The following is a 17,475-nucleotide window of genomic DNA, read 5'->3' as shown; positions in this document are numbered from 1 at the left end:
ATGTAAACCGTGTTATATTTGTATAACCAGTAAGCGTTAAATGGAAAAGGAGCCGGTTCAAATTTTTCGTAAGATCATCCATATTGATATGGATGCTTTTTACGCATCTGTTGAGCAGCGCGATAATCCGGAATATCGCGGAGTTCCATTGGTTGTGGGCGGCTTACCGCAGGGGCGGGGCGGGGTAGTTGCTACCGCAAGCTACGAGGCCCGAAAGTTCGGCATCCGTTCTGCTATGTCATCCAAGCAAGCTTTACAGCTTTGCCCGCATGCCTTATTTGTACCGCCACGGTTTGATGCTTATAAGGAGGCTTCCCGAAAAATTCGCGAAATCTTTAGCCGCTACACCGATTTAATCGAACCGCTCTCGTTAGATGAAGCTTATCTGGATGTAACCACCGATAAACTGAACATCGGCTCTGCAATAGAAATAGCGCAGCAAATAAAACAAGCTATTAAAGACGAATTACAGCTAACCGCATCTGCCGGCGTATCCATCAATAAATTTGTTGCCAAAATTGCTTCTGACATCAATAAACCGGATGGGTTGAAATTTATCGGCCCCTCATCCATCGAGGGTTTTATGGAGAAGCTGCCGGTAGAAAAGTTCTTCGGCGTGGGCAAGGTAACCGCTCAAAAAATGAAGAACATGGGCCTGCATCTTGGTGAGGACCTTAAAAAACTTACCGAGGACGAGTTGACCAAACACTTCGGCAAGGTCGGCAGGTTTTATTATAACATAGTGCGGGGGATCGATAACCGCGAGGTCCAGCCTCATCGTGAAACAAAATCATTAGCCGCCGAAGACACCTTTGCGTATGATTTGACCACCATTGAGGAAATGGAGACCGAACTGGACAAAATAGCAGTCACCGTTTGCAACCGCCTGCAGCATTACCAGTTAAAGGGTCGCACCATCACCTTGAAAATAAAATACCACGATTTTAAACAGATCACCCGAAATCAATCTTTTACCACGGGTTTAAATGACCTGGAGATAATCAGCTCAACCGCTAAAAGGCTGCTTGCCGCAACCGAACCAGAGGATAAAAAAATCAGGCTATTGGGAATTTCGCTGTCAAATTTTGGCGAGGTTGTGGTAAGGGCCAGGGAAGAAAAGCAAACGGACCAACTAAGCTTGTTCCCCTTTTAACAATTTTATTTTGTTTAGATTTTGCCGGGGAAAAGCGCCATTGTTAGGGGGCGACGGGATAATTACGAAGTAGCCATGAATTTAAACATTGCTATATTTGTTTTAAGTCTAATCTAAAAGCAGCATTCACCTATGCAGGAACCCAATTTTTATGATAGCGTTTATGAAGTAGCCAGGCTAATCCCTAAAGGGAGGGTAACATCTTATGGTGCAATTGCTGCCTACCTGGGCACAAAAGGCTCCTCAAGAATGGTTGGGTATGCCATGCAGGCGGCGGGCAGCGCGAATCCACCGGTTCCGGCACACAGGGTAGTAAACAGGCAGGGCTTGTTAACCGCGAAATTTCATTTTGGTGGAAACCTGATGGAAACTTTATTGGAAAATGAGGGTGTAAAAGTTGTTGACGACCAGGTACAGGATTTTAAAACCGTATTCTGGGATCCGTCGATTGAATTGGCTTTATAAAAAACCGGTTATAGCTTGGCTACGCTGTGGATGCTATCGCCCCTGTAATCTGTAACCAGCCAGGTTAGCAGTAAGCAATTACCGAATATCACATAGAATAATTTACCATCGGCGGTGTTGCCAAAAGCAGTGTAAGCAAGCACGATTACTGCTACAGCAACAATAAACTCAATCAACTCGTGGATACTAACCGGGATGATTTTAACTATGCCCATGTTGAAATCAGTAAGCAATGTGAGTATCAAATGCGCCACGCCCAATCCGTAAGTAAATATGGCCAAAGTGCCTGTAAAGCCAAAAATTATTGGCGATGCCAGTAAAAACACACAAACCAGTATATCTATAATTCCGTGAACTTTGGGCGACATGAATTTCATAACTGTAATTTTTTATGTTAACTAATTTACAACTTATTATTTAATATACAACACTACTAATCAACTAATTGCAACAATTCCATCCTGTTGCCAAAAGGATCGAGAAATGCGAATCTCTTGCGGCCCGGGATTACCGGCTCCTGTAGTATGTGTACGTTATGTTTTTCAAAAAGTTTCAAAGCATCGTCAACATTTTTTATTTCAAATGCAATGTGCCTAACCGATTGTGGCTTCGGCGGCTCAACGCCGACATGCAGCTGGATATTGCCGATATCGAACCAGTAACCCGGGGTTTCAAAAAGATGGTCGGGGCGCTCAATTTGTTTAAGGCCAATCACATCTGTATAAAAAGCCCTTGCCTCCTCCAGTCTTTCCGGTGGCACGCAAATGTTGATATGGTCGGCGCGGATAAATTCAATCATTATTCATCTTCGGCAAAGGTGAGCACATAGTTATTATTGTCGACAATTGAGAATTCGGTCGCCCCATAAAAAGTAGTTTCCAACCCCTTCAACACCTTTACCTTGTCCTTTATCAAATCAAAATATTGGCGAATTTCCTTTAGCTTGATATAAAGCAATTGCGACGCACCGTTCTTCCGGCTTATTTCCGGCAACTCCTCACCCAGGCTGGCAAAGGTTTGAAACATAAAGGTAACATTGCCATTCATCATCATGGCCCAGATAAAATCCTCGCCATTGTCAGGTACGGTCATCACCAATTGAAACCCTATCGACTTATAAAAAGCGATGGTTTCGGTCATACTATCAACAAAGATATTAGGGGAAAGGCTTTCCATGGTATTTGAATTTCGGAGTAATTGAAAAAGGAAAATTACAAAAATGAAATTAATCTATATCGTAACTTGCCCCCTAAATTATTCACATTATTTATCCCAAAAAATCACTAATTCACTAATTCGCCAACTCACTAATTGTACAACTCATGGGGAAACTTATTGACGATTTTGAAAGCTACAGAACAAAAATGAACGACCGGATCATGGAGTCGTCCAATACCAATATCAAACGTTTTTTTGCGCTGGATACAACCACCTATGCTGATGGCGCACTGGATGTTAAAACCAAAGAAATGCTCGGCCTGGTTGCCTCTATGGTTTTGCGTTGCGATGATTGCATAAAATATCACCTTGGCAAATGCCATGAAGCAGGCGTTAAGCATGACGAAATGAATGAGGTGTTTATGATCGCCAATTTGGTTGGCGGATCGATTGTTATTCCGCATTATCGCAGGGCGGTTGAGTATTGGGATGAACTAAATGAGGAATCATAAGTCTAGAGTCGGAAGTCTTGAGTCAAAAAATGGTTGGTTTGGTAGTGTGACAATATTTATCGACTTTAGATTTAGCCCTAAATTTGATATCAATGAGTTCATTCCGAGATTTAATCGTGTATAAAAAAGCATTTTCATTGTCGATGGAAATCTTCTTGATTACTAAGACCTTTCCTAAAGAAGAAACTTATAGCTTAATAGACCAAATCCGCCGCTCGTCTAGATCGGTTTTTGCATCAGTCGCGGAGGCTTATAAAAAACGAAGATATCCTAATCATTTTGTAAGCAAGCTTACAGATGCTGATATGGAAAACGGTGAAACCCAAGCATGGCTTGATGCATCGTTAGCATGTAAATATATAACTGATGAAAAATACAAGGAACTAAACGAGTTAAGCGAAGAAGTAACTCGTTTACTTATTTACATGATCAATAACCCCGAAAAATTCAAATAAAAATGACTCAAGACTCAAGACTTAAGACTCAGGACTTGCATCGCTGCCGCTGGGCAGGTACAGACGAACTCTATATCAAGTACCACGACGAAGAGTGGGGGAAGGAAGTTCATGACGACCATACGCTATTTGAATTTTTAATCCTTGAATCTGCTCAGGCGGGATTAAGTTGGATAACTATATTAAGACGGCGCGAAAACTACCGCAGTGCATTTGCAAATTTTGACGTTAAAAAAGTTGCTGCCTTTAACGATGATGATGTGGAGCGGTTGATGAATGATGCAGGGATCATTCGAAATCGTTTAAAAATATTGGCGGCTATAAGCAATGCCAAATTTTTCATCGGGATTCAAAAGGAATTCGGTTCATTTGACAGCTATTTGTACAGCTTTATGCCGGGTGGAAAATCCATCAATAATCACTCCGGCATTACACCCGCAAGTACTCAAATCTCCGACGCGATCAGTAAGGACATGAAAAAGCACGGCTTCAAATTTTTCGGCACTACAATTTGTTACGCCCACATGCAAGCCACCGGAATGGTAAACGACCATATACCGGAATGTAGTTTTAAGTGATTTCACTGATTGGAGAATGATTTCACCGATTACCCGAGGCGAGTCCTCGATTGAAAGGGATTTCGTTGATTTACGATTTTCGTGATTCGGTAAACACCATTTCATCAACATAAATTGTATTTTTGAAACACACTTTTTCAAATTGGAAGCACCATTAATTATTAAAATCACCTAACATTGGTGTAATCAAGAATTAATCGGTGTAATCACAAAAGATAATCGGTGCAATCAATAATATGAAAAAACTATTTCTCCTGGATGGCATGGCCCTTATTTACCGGGCGCATTTTGCTTTGAGTAAAACGCCGCGGTTCACTTCAAACGGATTGAACACATCTGCGGTAATGGGCTTCACCAATACGCTGCTGGAAGTGTTACGTAAGGAAAACCCTACCCATATGGCCGTGGTATTTGATACCGAAGCACCTACTGATCGCCACATTGAGTTTGAAGCTTACAAGGCCCATCGCGAATCCATGCCGGAAGACCTGAGCAAGGCTTTGCCGTATATATTTAAGGTGGTGCTGGGCTTCAATATCCCACTCATCACCTCCGACGGTTATGAGGCGGATGATATTATAGGCACCCTCGCCAAAAAAGCCGAGGCTAAAGGCTACCAGGTTTATTGCATGACACCTGACAAGGATTTCGGTCAGTTGGTGTCTGAAAATATCTTTGTTTACAAGCCTGCCCGCATGGGTAACGAGATGGAGATATTGGGTGTAAAAGAAATATTGGAGAAATGGGAAATTGAGCGCGTTGACCAGGTAATTGATATTTTAGGCCTTTGGGGCGATGCCGTTGATGGCATTCCCGGTATTCCCGGCATCGGCGAAAAAACCGCCAAGCTGCTGATCAAGCAATATGGCTCGGTTGAGGAGATCATCGCGCATAGTCACGAGTTAAAGGGCAAGCAGCGCGAAAACGTGGAAGCCTTTGCCGAGCAGGGGTTAATGTCAAAACGACTTGCGACCATCAACCTAAATGTACCGGTTGAGCTTGATGAAGCAGGATTGGAAATGTGTGCACCAAGCAAGGATCTATTGGAGCCGCTATTTGCCGAATTGGAGTTCAGAACTTTAGGCAGACGTGTATTTGGCGATGATTTCAGCATTACTGAAACCAGGGCAGTATCTATTCAAACGGATCTCTTTGGCAACCCGGTTGCTGAAGGCCGCACCACCATGACAGTTGACGTGACGGATATTTATGAGCCGCCTGCATCTGTCGAGATAAAAAACATTCATACTGTTCCGCATGAATATCATTTAGCAGATACTGTTGAGAAACGCGCGGAACTCATCAGCCTTTTAAAACAACAAAAGAGTTTTTGCTTTGATACCGAAACCACAGGTACTGATGCCAACCATTGCGAGTTGGTCGGCTTATCGTTCGCTGTAAAAGCCGGCGAGGCCTGGTACGTACCGGTGCCTGTTGACGATGAGGGAATAAGAAAAATAGTGCAGGAATTTAAACCTGTGCTGGAAGATGCCGCAATCGGCAAAACAGGGCAGAACCTGAAGTTCGATATCCTGATGCTGAAATGGTATGACGTAGAAGTTAAGGGCGACCTGTTTGATACCATGATGGCGCATTATATCATCGACCCGGATACCCGCCATAATATGGATATCCTATCAGAGAATTATTTGAGCTACAAGCCCGTTTCCATTACAGAGCTGATTGGCGCCAAGGGTAAAAACCAGGGCAACATGCGCGATGTGGAGATTGAAAAAATAAAGGAATATGCTGCAGAAGATGCCGACATCACCTTACAATTAAGAACAGTTTTTGAGCCCAAATTGAAGGAAGTTGAAAGCGAAAAGCTGATCCATGAAATTGAGCACCCTTTAATATATGTGCTGGCGGATATTGAATACGAAGGCGTAAAGATCGATCATGATACGCTGAAGGAATTTTCCAAAGAATTGGAAACCGACATAGCCAAGCTGGAAAAAATAGTTTACGAAAAAGCAGGTGTGCGCTTCAATATAGCATCGCCAAAACAATTAGGCGAAGTGCTTTTTGAAAAACTGATGCTTGATCCAAAAGCCAAGAAAACAAAAACAGGCCAATACCAAACCGGCGAGGATGTACTGCTTGCGCTTGCTGCAAAAAGCGATATCGTTCGTGATATTTTGGATTACCGCCAGCTGCAAAAGCTAAAATCGACTTACGTTGATGCTTTGCCGACAATGGTAAACCCTAAAACCGGCCGCATACATACTTCCTATAACCAGGCGGTGGCTGCAACCGGGCGTTTAAGTTCAACCAATCCCAACCTGCAAAACATCCCTATAAAAACAGAACGTGGCCGCGAAGTGAGAAAAGCTTTTATCCCACGTGATAGCGGACACACCATCGTCTCTGCGGATTATTCACAGATAGAGCTGCGGATTATTGCCGAGATCAGCAAGGATGCGAACATGATGGAAGCATTTGTTCAAAACCTGGATATTCACACGGCAACTGCTGCCAAAGTTTACGGCATCGGTTTGGATGAAGTAACCGGCGAACAGCGCCGCAATGCCAAGGCGGTAAACTTTGGGATCATTTATGGGCAGTCGGCGTTTGGGTTGTCACAAAGTTTAGGTATCCCGCGTAAGGAAGCTGCAGAGATCATTGAAAATTATTTCGCCCAGTACCCGGGAATCAAAAATTACATGAGCGACACCATGAACTTTGCGCGCGAAAACGGGTATGTGTGTACGCTGATGGGGCGCCGCCGGTATTTACGTGATATCAATTCAGCCAATCAAACCGTGCGCGGCTTTGCAGAGCGAAATGCCATTAACGCGCCGATCCAGGGTTCGGCCGCGGATATGATCAAGATAGCGATGATCAATATTCACCTTGAATTTAAAGCCCGCAACCTTGATGCCCGCATGACCATGCAGGTGCATGATGAGTTGGTGTTTGACGTTCCGCATAACGAAGTGGAGATAGTAAAACCCATCATTATGGAGAATATGAAGAATGCTATTAAAACCACGGTACCTATTATGGTGGAGATTGGAACCGGCTTGAATTGGTTAGAAGCACATTGATTTTTTAAGCGAATGGTTGATTGGGTTAGATTAGGTTGATTAAGTTTATTTTAACACAACAATTTTTAAATTCTAAGAGTTATATTTGTGATAAGGGCATAATAATCCATGAGCGATCAGCATAAATATAAAAACTTCATATCTGAAATACCTTCAACAGCGGTAGAGGTTTACCGTATGCTACCTGAAGGTACGCGTTGTGAGGTTATTTTTAATGAATTAATTATGTCACCATCACCTTCATCCTTGCACCAGCTTTTACTTTCTGATTTGCATGTGCTCATTTATTCTTTTATAAAAGAGCGGAATTTGGGGAAGGTAATATTGTCTCCCTTTGATGTTTATTTTGAGGCGTATGATTCCGCGGTTCAGCCCGATCTGATGGTACTTTTAAATGAGAATTTAAATAAGATCGGTAAGGACGGGTTATATGGGGCACCTGACATCGTGATCGAAATTCTATCTCAAAACCGCGCCTACGATACCAAACGTAAAAAAGCGCTCTACGAAAAAGCCGGGGTGAAGGAATATTTTATGATCGACCCGGAAAACAAAATAACTACGCTGCTTACCTTAAATTCCTCCGGTGTGTATGAACAAACCTACGAAGAAACCGGGGTGCTTAATTCTGCTATACTTTCCTGTAAACTTACATTCTAACATACAAGCTTCTACACTTTCGAAAGGTCAACCAGGTCCCGTAAATAGGTTAGCGGGTACAGGTTTTCAATATTCGCTTCATCCAGCGCAACAAAATCAATCCAGCTGATTCGGGTTTCCATATCATATTCACCAATAAGTCCGTCCAATAGGATAAAGGCGGCATTCTTAAAGGTATTATTTTCCGGGTCGTAATTTCTGATGTTTAGCTCAATGCCTATTTTGTTATTCTCTTCGCCATACCTGAAAAATATATCGGTATAGCCTAGTTTAACCGGTCCCATTTTTATCTGGATGGTGTCCCCGGGAATTCGTTGCCTGAAGGCATAAAACTCCCAGTTAATTAATTCGGGCGCTTTTTCAATTAACGCAATAACATCGGGAAACGAGGCTTTTATACCATCCGCTGAAATCGAAAACTCACGAACGCCACCTTCGCGGATCGGGCTGAATTCAAATACCAGGTTGTTATTTACTTGCTTTAGTTTTTGCGATAATCCATCAAAGAGTTCCTCCTGGTTGTCTTCAAAATGATATAACTCCTCCTGATGTTTTGTAAACCACTTCCAAAACTCCTTTTGTTTATCTGCGCCGAATAATTTGCCAAACATGCAGGCAATATAATAAAGCTATAAATATAATCCTTGCCAAAACCGTAATAAATCGGCATTAGAATGGCCTGAACGATGGCCTGCTAATCAACGGAGAAAATGACCATGGAATAGAGCTTAATATCACCAGCAGGGCAATAGTAAACCATATCGCCATACACTTGAACTTTTCCTTATCTGTAACCTTGCGTTTTGCCTTTGCAGATCCTATGGTAATTAAGGTGATCGCGATCAGCATCATGGTAACATGCTCCATTCCAAAGAACCTTATCTGCCGCTCATGCACCGCCTCATGAAAATTATGCAGGAAATAGCTAACTATCGGACTGATAAAATATAGCCACACCCCTATTGTTAATTGAATGTGTGCAATGGTTGCAGTAACAAGCCTAACGCTATTATCAAACTTCCCGAAGCTTTTATTAAACAGCCAGCCGCGGTATGCCCGGTAAATAGCAAAAAGCAAACTTATCAATACAAACCAACGAACAAGCGAGTGCAGCGCCAAAATAAAAAGATACATGGTAATAAAGATAAGTTGATTATAAAGGCAGACGATTGGTTAGCAAAAACATTTTAATGGAAATTGAGAAAGTGAAGCCATATCAAAACCACAGTGCGCAAAACTAATAAGCACAAGTTTTTTTCTCCAAAATATAATTTTTAAATTAACTCGTAAATTGTTGTTTATCAGTATATTATATTGCGTAAAACTACGTGAGCGTTTTACGGTATTTCAGTAATTCTACGCTTTACATTCCATAACATCCCGCTTAATTTTACTCAACGAAAACATACAACCCTGGTATGTTGACATCTGCCAATTACTAAGCCCCTAAAATTAGTTTACAATTTACTGCTCATAAATTATACTTTAATGATAGACCTGGCTTTAAATTTTTTAAATACACAATTGGATAGCTACCTGCGGGCCAAACTCGACCCAACGCATGGCGCCCCTTTTATCCAGCTGGCCAATATTGCCTGGAATGATACTGATAATTCCACCTCCAAAACAGACACTACATCAAGCGCCTTTATAACATTGGTAAATATTGAGGAGGACAGGATCAGCAAATCGCCGGATGGGTTTAGCCGCCTGAATAACAATAATATAGTTTACCAAAACCCGCAGATCTTTTTAAACCTGTATGTACTGTTCTCGGTAAACTTGTCATCGTATTCCGAGTCATTAAAAAGGATCTCGCTCATTATCCAGTTTTTTCAATACAAAAACGTCTTTACAACGCTTAACTCACCGGGATTGCCCGATGGTATTGACAAACTGATTCTTGACTTGAGTACCCTGAGCTTCCAGGACATGAACAATTTGTGGGGTATCCTGGGTTCTAAATACCTGCCATCGGTGATGTACAAATTAAGGTTGATCAAGATCAGCGAGGATTTTGTACAGGGCGATGCTTCATTAATACATGAGATAGTTGTTAACGATAAAAGCCTTACGATATGATAGACATAAAATTTGAAGGCCTGTTTACTATTGAATTACTACACAAGTATTTTACCGATACGCTGTGCCCCGATTTCAGCATCACACCATCAACCCCGACGCTCTCTGTGATAAAAGGGCACAAGGCAATTGTAAAACAACATCAGAACAAACTATACGCAGGTATCCAGTCAAAGGCCGGCATTCCATTTATGCCTGTTGAGAGCGGGATGCGTATGACTTTTTACCTGTGGCTGAACAACCCGTTGTTTGCTAATTATACAAATCTGCCCGCCGGTTATAATTCAGAGAAGATCTATTATTTCACTAATCGCAACAATAACAAGGATGTGCCCAATGCAAAGCAATACCTGTCGGTGCCGATAGCCGCTTATGACAAAACACTTCCATACGTCCCCGGCAACCTGGCAAAGGACAATACAAATAAAGTTTACAGGGCAATCCGCTCAAATAACAACGCCAATAAACACGCCTTAACCGAATTGAATTTTTGGCGTCCGGTTGATACCTTTTCATACGCTACTGATAATGATGTTTTACAATATCGCGCAGCATTATCAACGTACAATTTTTTAACGCCGCAATCATTTGCCTCAATTTCGGTTTTTGGCTATAACAAGGTGATGAATGACTATACCTCTCTTGTTTTTGCAAATGCGCTTAGTTTTACTACCCCGACATCTTCCTTTACCTTAAAGCTGCCATCATTACCAAATGGAAAATACTCTCTGGTTGTAAACGGCGTACAGGAATGGATCTATTTAAATGATGAATTGAGTACCAACAGGCCATTCGGGGTAATTGATATTTTCAATGAGGCCAAGCCCGCATCATGCAACCTTGTTGACAATGTTACAGGTGCGTTATTGTCGCCCAATTATTCCATCTATTTTTTAAACAGGGCAACTGTTTGGAAATATGTACTGCCGCCTACCAAAACAGGCAGTATAACCGACATGCAGGGTGTTTACAATTTCACAACCGCATCAAACGACATTACATCAAATGCACCGATACCATTAACCGACAGTTTGTTAATCGATAACCTGCTGAAGTTTAAGATAACTGTAAACGGTCATCATTTCACACCCATTCCCTCCGCCGATCCGCAGCGGCTTACGTCGTTAACGCTGGGGACAGACACCTATGCATGTTCAGAAATCTATATAAATTATTAAAAACCAAAAAATATGTCACAGATAAATGAAAGCACAATTGCGACACCAGGGGTTTATGTAACCGAAATCCCCTCGTTTCCGCCATCCATTGCACAGGTGGCTACAGCCATCCCGGCATTTGTAGGTTATACCGCTAAGGCCGATAACCTTCAGCCTGGTGATTTGAACCTTGTACCAACAAGGCTGTCATCAATGGTTGAGTATCAGCAGTATTTTGGCAACGGCCCTGACCCGGGCATAACCGAGGTTGACATTGATTTGAACAACATTGTTACCGGTGTTAAAAGAAATGCCACCTATTACATGTACGACAGTATCAGGATGTTTTTCCTGAACGGCGGAAGTACCTGTTACATCGTATCGATAGGTGAGTTTCCAACGGCACCGAATCCGCCTTCATATGACAAAACTGATTTTGAAAACGGGCTGGATGCATTGCGGAAATATGACGAGCCTACGCTACTCCTTTTCCCTGATGCTGTGCTGCTGGGTGCTGATTTGTACACTGTACAGAATTATGCATTAAAACAATGCGGTGATCTGCAGGACAGGTTTAGTATTTTGGACCTTTTAGAACCGGCAAGCTGGCCAAATGGTGCAACCGATTTCAGGAACAGCACGGGCGTTGAAAACCTGAACTATGGCGCAGCATATGCTCCGTACCTGAAAACAAACCTGGGTTTATCTGTAGTATACGGCAATCTGCAAAATAAGATCTTCCAGGCAGGCAGTCCTATCGACCTGAAAAACTTTACAAGCTCAACCGATGCTCAAAATTTAATTACGAGCATGAATAACCTGATACTTGACACAACAACTGTTCAGAATACGGTGAAAGCTTTATTTACAGGCCACAACCTCGATCTTGCAGAGCAATGGCAGTTCTTGGTGAATGAATATCAAACCTCATTCGATTCAACAGTTACTCCACCTACCGATGACGAGCCAAAGTTTGAAGCGTTGGTAACATTCCTTTATACCATTGCAAAAGTTGTGGATACCTGGGCAGCAGCCGCAGGAGCAAACAGGGTATTAGGAGATTCTGCAGGTGCAGGTTTAAAACAGGATATTCTGAATATCATCACCAGCTCGCTGATTGCAACAATGACAAAAGTGCTGCATTATGATGAAGCTGCAGATACTTTGTTTACTGCAGGCGCATACTATACAGCCCATCACACTGTTATCACATCATTTACAGATGCAACCTGGGGCCATATATTTACCGCAGCTTCGGCTCCGGATGCTAGTATATATGTTGGTGCAAACCTGCCATCAAAAAGATTGCATGCCGTGCCGACGTTTACAACGCTGTTTAATCAACTAAACAAGGGAGTAGCACAAATACTTAGTTTACTAGGAACTTACCAGGCAAACTACGAGCAAAACCTGTTGCAAACTCATCCTGTTTACAAACAAATTGTAAACGTTGTAAAAAATGCTGCCACAACCTTACCGCCAAGCGGCGCCATTGCCGGTGTTTACGCCAGTGTCGATGCTACCCGCGGTGTTTGGAAGGCCCCGGCAAATGTTAGCCTAACCGGCGTTACCGCACTTACCTATAATATTGATGATCCTACGCAAGGCGGATTAAACATCGACGCTATGTCGGGCAAGTCGATCAACGCCATCCGTGCCTTTACAGGTAAGGGGATCCTGGTTTGGGGCGCACGTACCCTTGACGGAAACAGCAACGACTTCAGATACATATCTGTACGCCGCTTTTTAATCAATGTTGAAGAGTCAGTAAAAATGGCTTCGATGCAATTTGTATTTGAGCCCAATGATGGTAACACCTGGGTAAGGATTCGCGCGATGATAGAAAACTACCTGACCAATTTATGGCGCCTTGGTGCACTGGCCGGTTCAAAACCTGAGCAATCATTTTATGTAAAGGTAGGATTGGGCCAAACCATGATCTTCGATGATATCCTTAACGGTAAAATGATCATCGAGGTTGGCCTGGCACCTGTTCGCCCGGCTGAATTTATCATCCTGCGTTTCTCACAGATCCAGCAACAAGCTTAACCAATTGAGTTTTTTAAATTATAGAATTTCATTTTAAGAAGAAAATATTATGGCTAATTACCCACTTCCCAAATTTCATTTTAGTGTTGACTGGAGCGGTACGCGCATAGGCTTCACTGATGTAAGCGGACTTGATATCACCAATGATATAATAGAATACCGCGATGGCGCCAGCCCCGAGTATCACAAAATAAAAATGCCCGGGCAACGCAAGTTCAGCAACATTACGCTTAAGCGCGGCATTTTTAAATCGGATAATGAATATTATACCTGGTTTAATACCATCAATATGAACACCGTTGAACGCCGGGACATCACCATAAGCCTCCTTGACGAATCGCTGGCTCCGGTTATTGTATGGAAGATTAAAAATGCATGGCCAACAAAAATCACTTCGACCGATCTTAAAGCAGATGGCAACGAGGTTGCAATTGAAACGCTTGAACTTGCACACGAAGGCTTAACCATACAAAACGACTAACGATGTTTGATTACCCTTTTACCGGCTTCCATTTCCTGGTGGTTTTTGAAATATTTCCACAGGTGCCCAACGACTTCCGTTTCCAGGATGTTACAGGCCTGAGCGTAAACGTGGATTTGGATACCTATAAAGAAGGCGGCGAGAACCGTTTTGTTCACCGCCTGCCCGGACGGAACACCTATTCGGACCTGGTATTGAAACGCGGAATGACGCTGGTATCAGGGGTTACTGCCTGGTGTTTGGACTGTATCGAGAACTTCAACTATCAGCCAACTAATATGCTGATATCACTTTTAAATGAAGACCATTTGCCTGTATCGTCATGGTACATCACGAATGCCATTCCTATAAAGTACGAGATCTCGGGTTTGGATGCCATGCAAAATCAAATCGTTATTGAATCGATGACCTTGCGCTACGAGTATTATAAAACGCTCAACCTTTCAGCCGCCGCATCAGCTGCCATTGGGGCAGTTGCCGGTTTGCTGGGTGGCGGCGCAACCGCCAGCGCGAGCATTTCGGTAGCCTAAGCACATAGGATAGAATAATATAAAGGCAATAATTAATTCTTACCACAGACTTAACCGCCTCACCCTGCCCTCTCCAAAGGAGAGGGTTCTGAGAAGCGCGAAGTTCAAGTCCTCTCCTTTGGAGAGGATTTAGGTGAGGCCAGTTGATAACCAATTAAAATCTACAATCATGCCAGTTGAAATTCGAGAATTACAGATCATCACAACGGTGCAGGATTCTGGCGGTAAGTCCTCATCCGGCTCCGCCGGCTCACCCGGCAATTCGGATGATATTGTGGCCAAATGTGTGGAGCAGGTGCTGGAGATTTTAAAAGAAAAAACTGAACGCTAATGAGTTCCGGACAATTATTAAAGATGAAGCTGGTAGCGTATGACGATATCGGCTTTAACACCCCATCAGGCGATGAGTATGAAGTGTTGATTAACCCGGAATCGTACGCGTTAACCTATGCTTCAGAAACCAACCCGAAGAGCGCGCAGGGATCGAGTGAAAGTATTACGTCGTTCAACAAAAGGTCACCGCAATCGCTCACGTTCAAGTTTTTGTTCGACGGAACGGGCGTGATAAAAAGAGGCGGAGGCGGGCTATTGTCTGGCTTGGCGGTGCCGGGATTGCCGGTCGATAAACCGGATGTGATGCAGGATTTTGAGAATTTTAAATCCGTTGTTTACCAGTATGCCAGCGATACCCACCAGCCGCGTTTTGTGCAGCTGCAATGGGGGCCGTTGCTTTACAATTGCCAGGCAACCAACCTTACCATTACCTTCAAATTGTTCAATCCGGACGGCACGCCGTTGCGCGCCGAGGCCGATTGCACCTTCCAGGGGGTGATTGACGAAACAAAGCTGGCCGCCATTGAAAACCGGCAATCGCCCGATCTGACGCATGTACGAACTGCAATTGAGGGCGATACACTGCCACTGATGTGTTTCAGGGAGTATGGCGACAGTAAATACTATTACCAGGTTGCCAAATTTAACGGCCTTACCGATTTTAAAAAGTTAACAGCAGGAACAAAGATCATTTTACCCCCTATCGCAAAGTAACCCATGTCACTAAGTCAAACATTACCCGGACCACAAAATACCGACCTGGTTACATTCACCATAAAAGTGAATGGCACCGCGCTTGGTACCACCTACCAGGTAGTGTCAATGACTTTTAGCAAGGAGATTAACCGCATCCCGGTAGCAAAGCTGGTGATCTATGACGGCGACCCGGCAAAGCAGGACTTCCCCGTAAGTAACGAGGCCACTTTGGTACCCGGTGCTACCATTGAAATTGCCGTTGGCTATCATTCGGATGAGGCAACACTTTTTAACGGGGTAATTTTAAGGCATAGTTTGAAGATAAGAAATAACGGTTCGCCGGTATTGATCCTTGACTGCCGCGACCTTGCTGTAAAAATGACCGTAGCACGCAAGAATAAATATTTCTACGACTCGACAGACAGCGATGCCGCCACGGAAATTATCGGAACTTATGGGTTAGAAAGCGACATTGAAGATACCACTGTTAAGTTGGAATCAATTGTGCAATACGACAGTACCGATTGGGACTTTATTGTATCGCGCATGGAAGCTAATGGCAAGCTGTGTGTAGTGGACAATGGAAAGATCAGCGCAAAAAAGCCCGACTTTACAACAACACCGGTTTTGGACACCGTTTACGGAGCAACCATGCTGGAGTTTGACGCTGACTTGGACGCCCGCAATCAATACCAAAGCATAGTAGCCAAAACATGGGACTATGCCAACCAGGCAATCACCACAGCAAACGCTGCTGAACCCGGTTTCCAGGAAAACGGAAACTTTTCCAGCAGCGACCTGGGCAGCGTGCTTGGAATTGCGGAATACGATGTGCTTTCGGGTGAAGACATTACCACAGATGAGCTGCAAAGCCTGGCTGATTCACGTTTGTTAAAGGCAAGAATGTCACGCTGCCGCGGCAGGGTAAAGTTCAGGGGCTACGGCGGCCAGCTCAATCCCGGCGATTTGATAAATATTGGTGGCGTGGGCGATAGGTTTAATGGGGCCGTATTTGTTTCGGGAGTTAGGCACGATATCGTAAACGGCAACTGGAATACCGATGTGCAGTTTGGCCTCACTAATGAGTTGTTTGCAAGCCAGCCAGAAGTTAGCTCGTCATCTGCGGTTGATATGTTGCCCGCTATACAAGGTCTGCAAATCGGTGTAGTTACGAATTTAGAAAACGATCCTGACAGCCAGGACCGCATCAGGGTAAGGCTTCCGATCATCGATGCCAATGAGGACGGGGTATGGTGCCGGATAGCAGCCCTTGATGCCGGAAATAAACGCGGAATGTTCTTCCGTCCGGAAGTTGGCGATGAGGTAATACTCGGCTTTTTAAACAACGATCCGCGCCACCCTGTAGTGCTGGGCATGTTGAACAGCAGCGCAAAACCTGCACCCCTGCAAGGTTCAAACCAAAACAACGAAAAAGGCTACACATCGCGCAGCGGGATGAAGATGATTTTTAATGATGATGAAAAATCGCTAAAGATTGAAACGCCCGCAGGCAAGAAAATAACGATAAGCGAGCAGGATGGCGTGATGAAGATGGAGGACGAGAACGGCAATTCTTTTTCGATGGATTCATCAGCGATAAGCATGACAAGCGCCGGCGATATCAAACTAACAGCAACCGGCGATCTGACCATCTCGGCGGCCAATGTTTCAATAAGTCCATCGTCAAGCTTTGCAGTAAGCGCGGGCGGGGCGTCAATAAATGCCGGGAGCGGGAGTGCTTCTATATCCGCACCATCGGTAAAGGTTGAGGGCTCAGGCACGGCAACCCTAAAGGGTGGAGTTGTAATGATAAATTAAAGATAAAAAGATGCCATTTGCAGCACGCGTTTCGGATATGCATGTGTGCCCGATGTTTACCGGGCCTGTGCCCCACGTTGGCGGGCCGGTTTTACCGCCGGGCAGTGCAACGGTACTGATTGGCGGTTTACCCGCAGCTTGCGTTGGCGATATGTGTACATGCGCCGGCCCACCGGATGTAATAGCGATGGGCTCGGCAACAGTTTTAATAAGCGGGAAACCCGCAGCCCGCATGGGCGATACCACGGCACACGGAGGTTCAATAATAATAGGGTGCCCAACTGTAATTATAGGAGGTTAA

Annotated in this window: 21 protein-coding genes; 16 read left to right on the top strand and 5 right to left on the bottom strand. The window is 43.9% G+C overall.

What is annotated here, in order from left to right; all coding sequences use genetic code 11:
* Positions 1-40: 40 nt before the first annotated feature.
* Positions 41-1,153: a DNA polymerase IV gene (gene dinB / locus KXD93_RS08435; protein ID WP_258136574.1), complete on the top strand. Its 1,113-nt coding sequence runs from the start codon at positions 41-43 to the stop codon at positions 1,151-1,153.
* A 132-nt stretch (positions 1,154-1,285) separates the two neighbouring features.
* On the top strand, positions 1,286-1,618 hold the full coding sequence (locus KXD93_RS08430; RefSeq protein WP_258136571.1) for an MGMT family protein: 333 nt from the start codon (positions 1,286-1,288) through the stop codon (positions 1,616-1,618).
* A gap of 8 nt (positions 1,619-1,626) precedes the next feature.
* On the opposite strand, the gene KXD93_RS08425 is transcribed toward KXD93_RS08430, so the two are convergent.
* Genes KXD93_RS08425 through KXD93_RS08415 form a run of 3 tightly spaced genes read right to left on the bottom strand, consistent with a single transcriptional unit; the run spans position 1,627 to position 2,794 of the window.
* Complete coding sequence (locus KXD93_RS08425; RefSeq protein ID WP_258136570.1) at positions 1,627-1,995, bottom strand: hypothetical protein; 369 nt, start codon at positions 1,993-1,995, stop codon at positions 1,627-1,629.
* A gap of 56 nt (positions 1,996-2,051) precedes the next feature.
* Positions 2,052-2,417 carry a VOC family protein gene (locus KXD93_RS08420; RefSeq protein WP_258136569.1) on the bottom strand — a complete coding sequence of 122 codons (366 nt, stop codon included), beginning with the start codon at positions 2,415-2,417 and terminating at the stop codon, positions 2,052-2,054.
* Positions 2,417-2,794 (bottom strand): VOC family protein, encoded by a 378-nt coding sequence (locus KXD93_RS08415; protein WP_258136568.1) that lies wholly within the window; start codon positions 2,792-2,794, stop codon positions 2,417-2,419. Before KXD93_RS08415 ends, KXD93_RS08420 begins: the two co-directional genes overlap by 1 nt.
* 146 nt (positions 2,795-2,940) lie before the next feature.
* Here KXD93_RS08415 and KXD93_RS08410 point away from each other — a divergent pair, with 146 nt between their 5' ends.
* The 5 genes from KXD93_RS08410 to KXD93_RS08390 all read left to right on the top strand — a co-directional run bounded on the left by KXD93_RS08410 (position 2,941) and on the right by KXD93_RS08390 (position 8,028).
* Complete coding sequence (locus KXD93_RS08410) at positions 2,941-3,288, top strand: carboxymuconolactone decarboxylase family protein (protein WP_258136567.1); 348 nt, start codon at positions 2,941-2,943, stop codon at positions 3,286-3,288.
* A 92-nt stretch (positions 3,289-3,380) separates the two neighbouring features.
* A complete protein-coding gene (locus KXD93_RS08405; RefSeq protein WP_258136566.1) occupies positions 3,381-3,743 on the top strand; it encodes a four helix bundle protein in 363 nt (120 codons plus the stop codon).
* A 2-nt stretch (positions 3,744-3,745) separates the two neighbouring features.
* A complete protein-coding gene (locus KXD93_RS08400) occupies positions 3,746-4,321 on the top strand; it encodes a DNA-3-methyladenine glycosylase I (RefSeq protein WP_258136565.1) in 576 nt (191 codons plus the stop codon).
* A 236-nt stretch (positions 4,322-4,557) separates the two neighbouring features.
* Positions 4,558-7,368 (top strand): DNA polymerase I, encoded by a 2,811-nt coding sequence (gene polA, locus KXD93_RS08395; RefSeq protein ID WP_258136564.1) that lies wholly within the window; start codon positions 4,558-4,560, stop codon positions 7,366-7,368.
* 108 nt (positions 7,369-7,476) lie between these two features.
* On the top strand, positions 7,477-8,028 hold the full coding sequence (locus KXD93_RS08390; protein ID WP_258136563.1) for a Uma2 family endonuclease: 552 nt from the start codon (positions 7,477-7,479) through the stop codon (positions 8,026-8,028).
* A gap of 11 nt (positions 8,029-8,039) precedes the next feature.
* Here the strand turns inward: KXD93_RS08390 and KXD93_RS08385 are convergent, their stop codons facing one another.
* Positions 8,040-8,639, bottom strand: coding sequence for a hypothetical protein (locus KXD93_RS08385; RefSeq protein WP_258136562.1), 600 nt, complete (start codon positions 8,637-8,639; stop codon positions 8,040-8,042).
* A gap of 58 nt (positions 8,640-8,697) precedes the next feature.
* Positions 8,698-9,162 carry a hypothetical protein gene (locus tag KXD93_RS08380; protein WP_258136561.1) on the bottom strand — a complete coding sequence of 155 codons (465 nt, stop codon included), beginning with the start codon at positions 9,160-9,162 and terminating at the stop codon, positions 8,698-8,700.
* A gap of 354 nt (positions 9,163-9,516) precedes the next feature.
* Here KXD93_RS08380 and KXD93_RS08375 point away from each other — a divergent pair, with 354 nt between their 5' ends.
* The 9 genes from KXD93_RS08375 to KXD93_RS08335 all read left to right on the top strand — a co-directional run bounded on the left by KXD93_RS08375 (position 9,517) and on the right by KXD93_RS08335 (position 17,475).
* Positions 9,517-10,110 (top strand): Pvc16 family protein, encoded by a 594-nt coding sequence (locus KXD93_RS08375; protein ID WP_258136560.1) that lies wholly within the window; start codon positions 9,517-9,519, stop codon positions 10,108-10,110.
* Positions 10,107-11,288 (top strand): hypothetical protein, encoded by a 1,182-nt coding sequence (locus KXD93_RS08370; protein WP_258136559.1) that lies wholly within the window; start codon positions 10,107-10,109, stop codon positions 11,286-11,288. Before KXD93_RS08375 ends, KXD93_RS08370 begins: the two co-directional genes overlap by 4 nt.
* 12 nt (positions 11,289-11,300) lie before the next feature.
* Positions 11,301-13,316 (top strand): phage tail sheath C-terminal domain-containing protein, encoded by a 2,016-nt coding sequence (locus KXD93_RS08365; protein ID WP_258136557.1) that lies wholly within the window; start codon positions 11,301-11,303, stop codon positions 13,314-13,316.
* Between the two features lie 49 nt (positions 13,317-13,365).
* Positions 13,366-13,797: a phage tail protein gene (locus tag KXD93_RS08360; RefSeq protein WP_258136556.1), complete on the top strand. Its 432-nt coding sequence runs from the start codon at positions 13,366-13,368 to the stop codon at positions 13,795-13,797.
* A gap of 2 nt (positions 13,798-13,799) precedes the next feature.
* Positions 13,800-14,327 (top strand): phage tail protein, encoded by a 528-nt coding sequence (locus tag KXD93_RS08355; protein WP_258136554.1) that lies wholly within the window; start codon positions 13,800-13,802, stop codon positions 14,325-14,327.
* A gap of 169 nt (positions 14,328-14,496) precedes the next feature.
* Entirely contained in the window at positions 14,497-14,658 is a 162-nt protein-coding gene (locus tag KXD93_RS08350; RefSeq protein ID WP_258136552.1) for a DUF5908 family protein, read from the top strand.
* Positions 14,658-15,374, top strand: coding sequence for a CIS tube protein (locus tag KXD93_RS08345; protein ID WP_258136550.1), 717 nt, complete (start codon positions 14,658-14,660; stop codon positions 15,372-15,374). Before KXD93_RS08350 ends, KXD93_RS08345 begins: the two co-directional genes overlap by 1 nt.
* A 3-nt stretch (positions 15,375-15,377) precedes the next feature.
* Positions 15,378-17,174, top strand: coding sequence for a type VI secretion system tip protein VgrG (vgrG, locus tag KXD93_RS08340; RefSeq protein WP_258136548.1), 1,797 nt, complete (start codon positions 15,378-15,380; stop codon positions 17,172-17,174).
* Between the two features lie 10 nt (positions 17,175-17,184).
* Positions 17,185-17,475 carry a PAAR domain-containing protein gene (locus KXD93_RS08335; RefSeq protein WP_258136546.1) on the top strand — a complete coding sequence of 97 codons (291 nt, stop codon included), beginning with the start codon at positions 17,185-17,187 and terminating at the stop codon, positions 17,473-17,475.

Source organism: Mucilaginibacter phenanthrenivorans, from assembly GCF_024721155.1.
Taxonomy (GTDB): Bacteria; Bacteroidota; Bacteroidia; order Sphingobacteriales; family Sphingobacteriaceae; genus Mucilaginibacter; species Mucilaginibacter phenanthrenivorans.
Note: the sequence above shows the minus strand (reverse complement) of the source record. Positions and strands in the feature narration are given on the sequence as shown.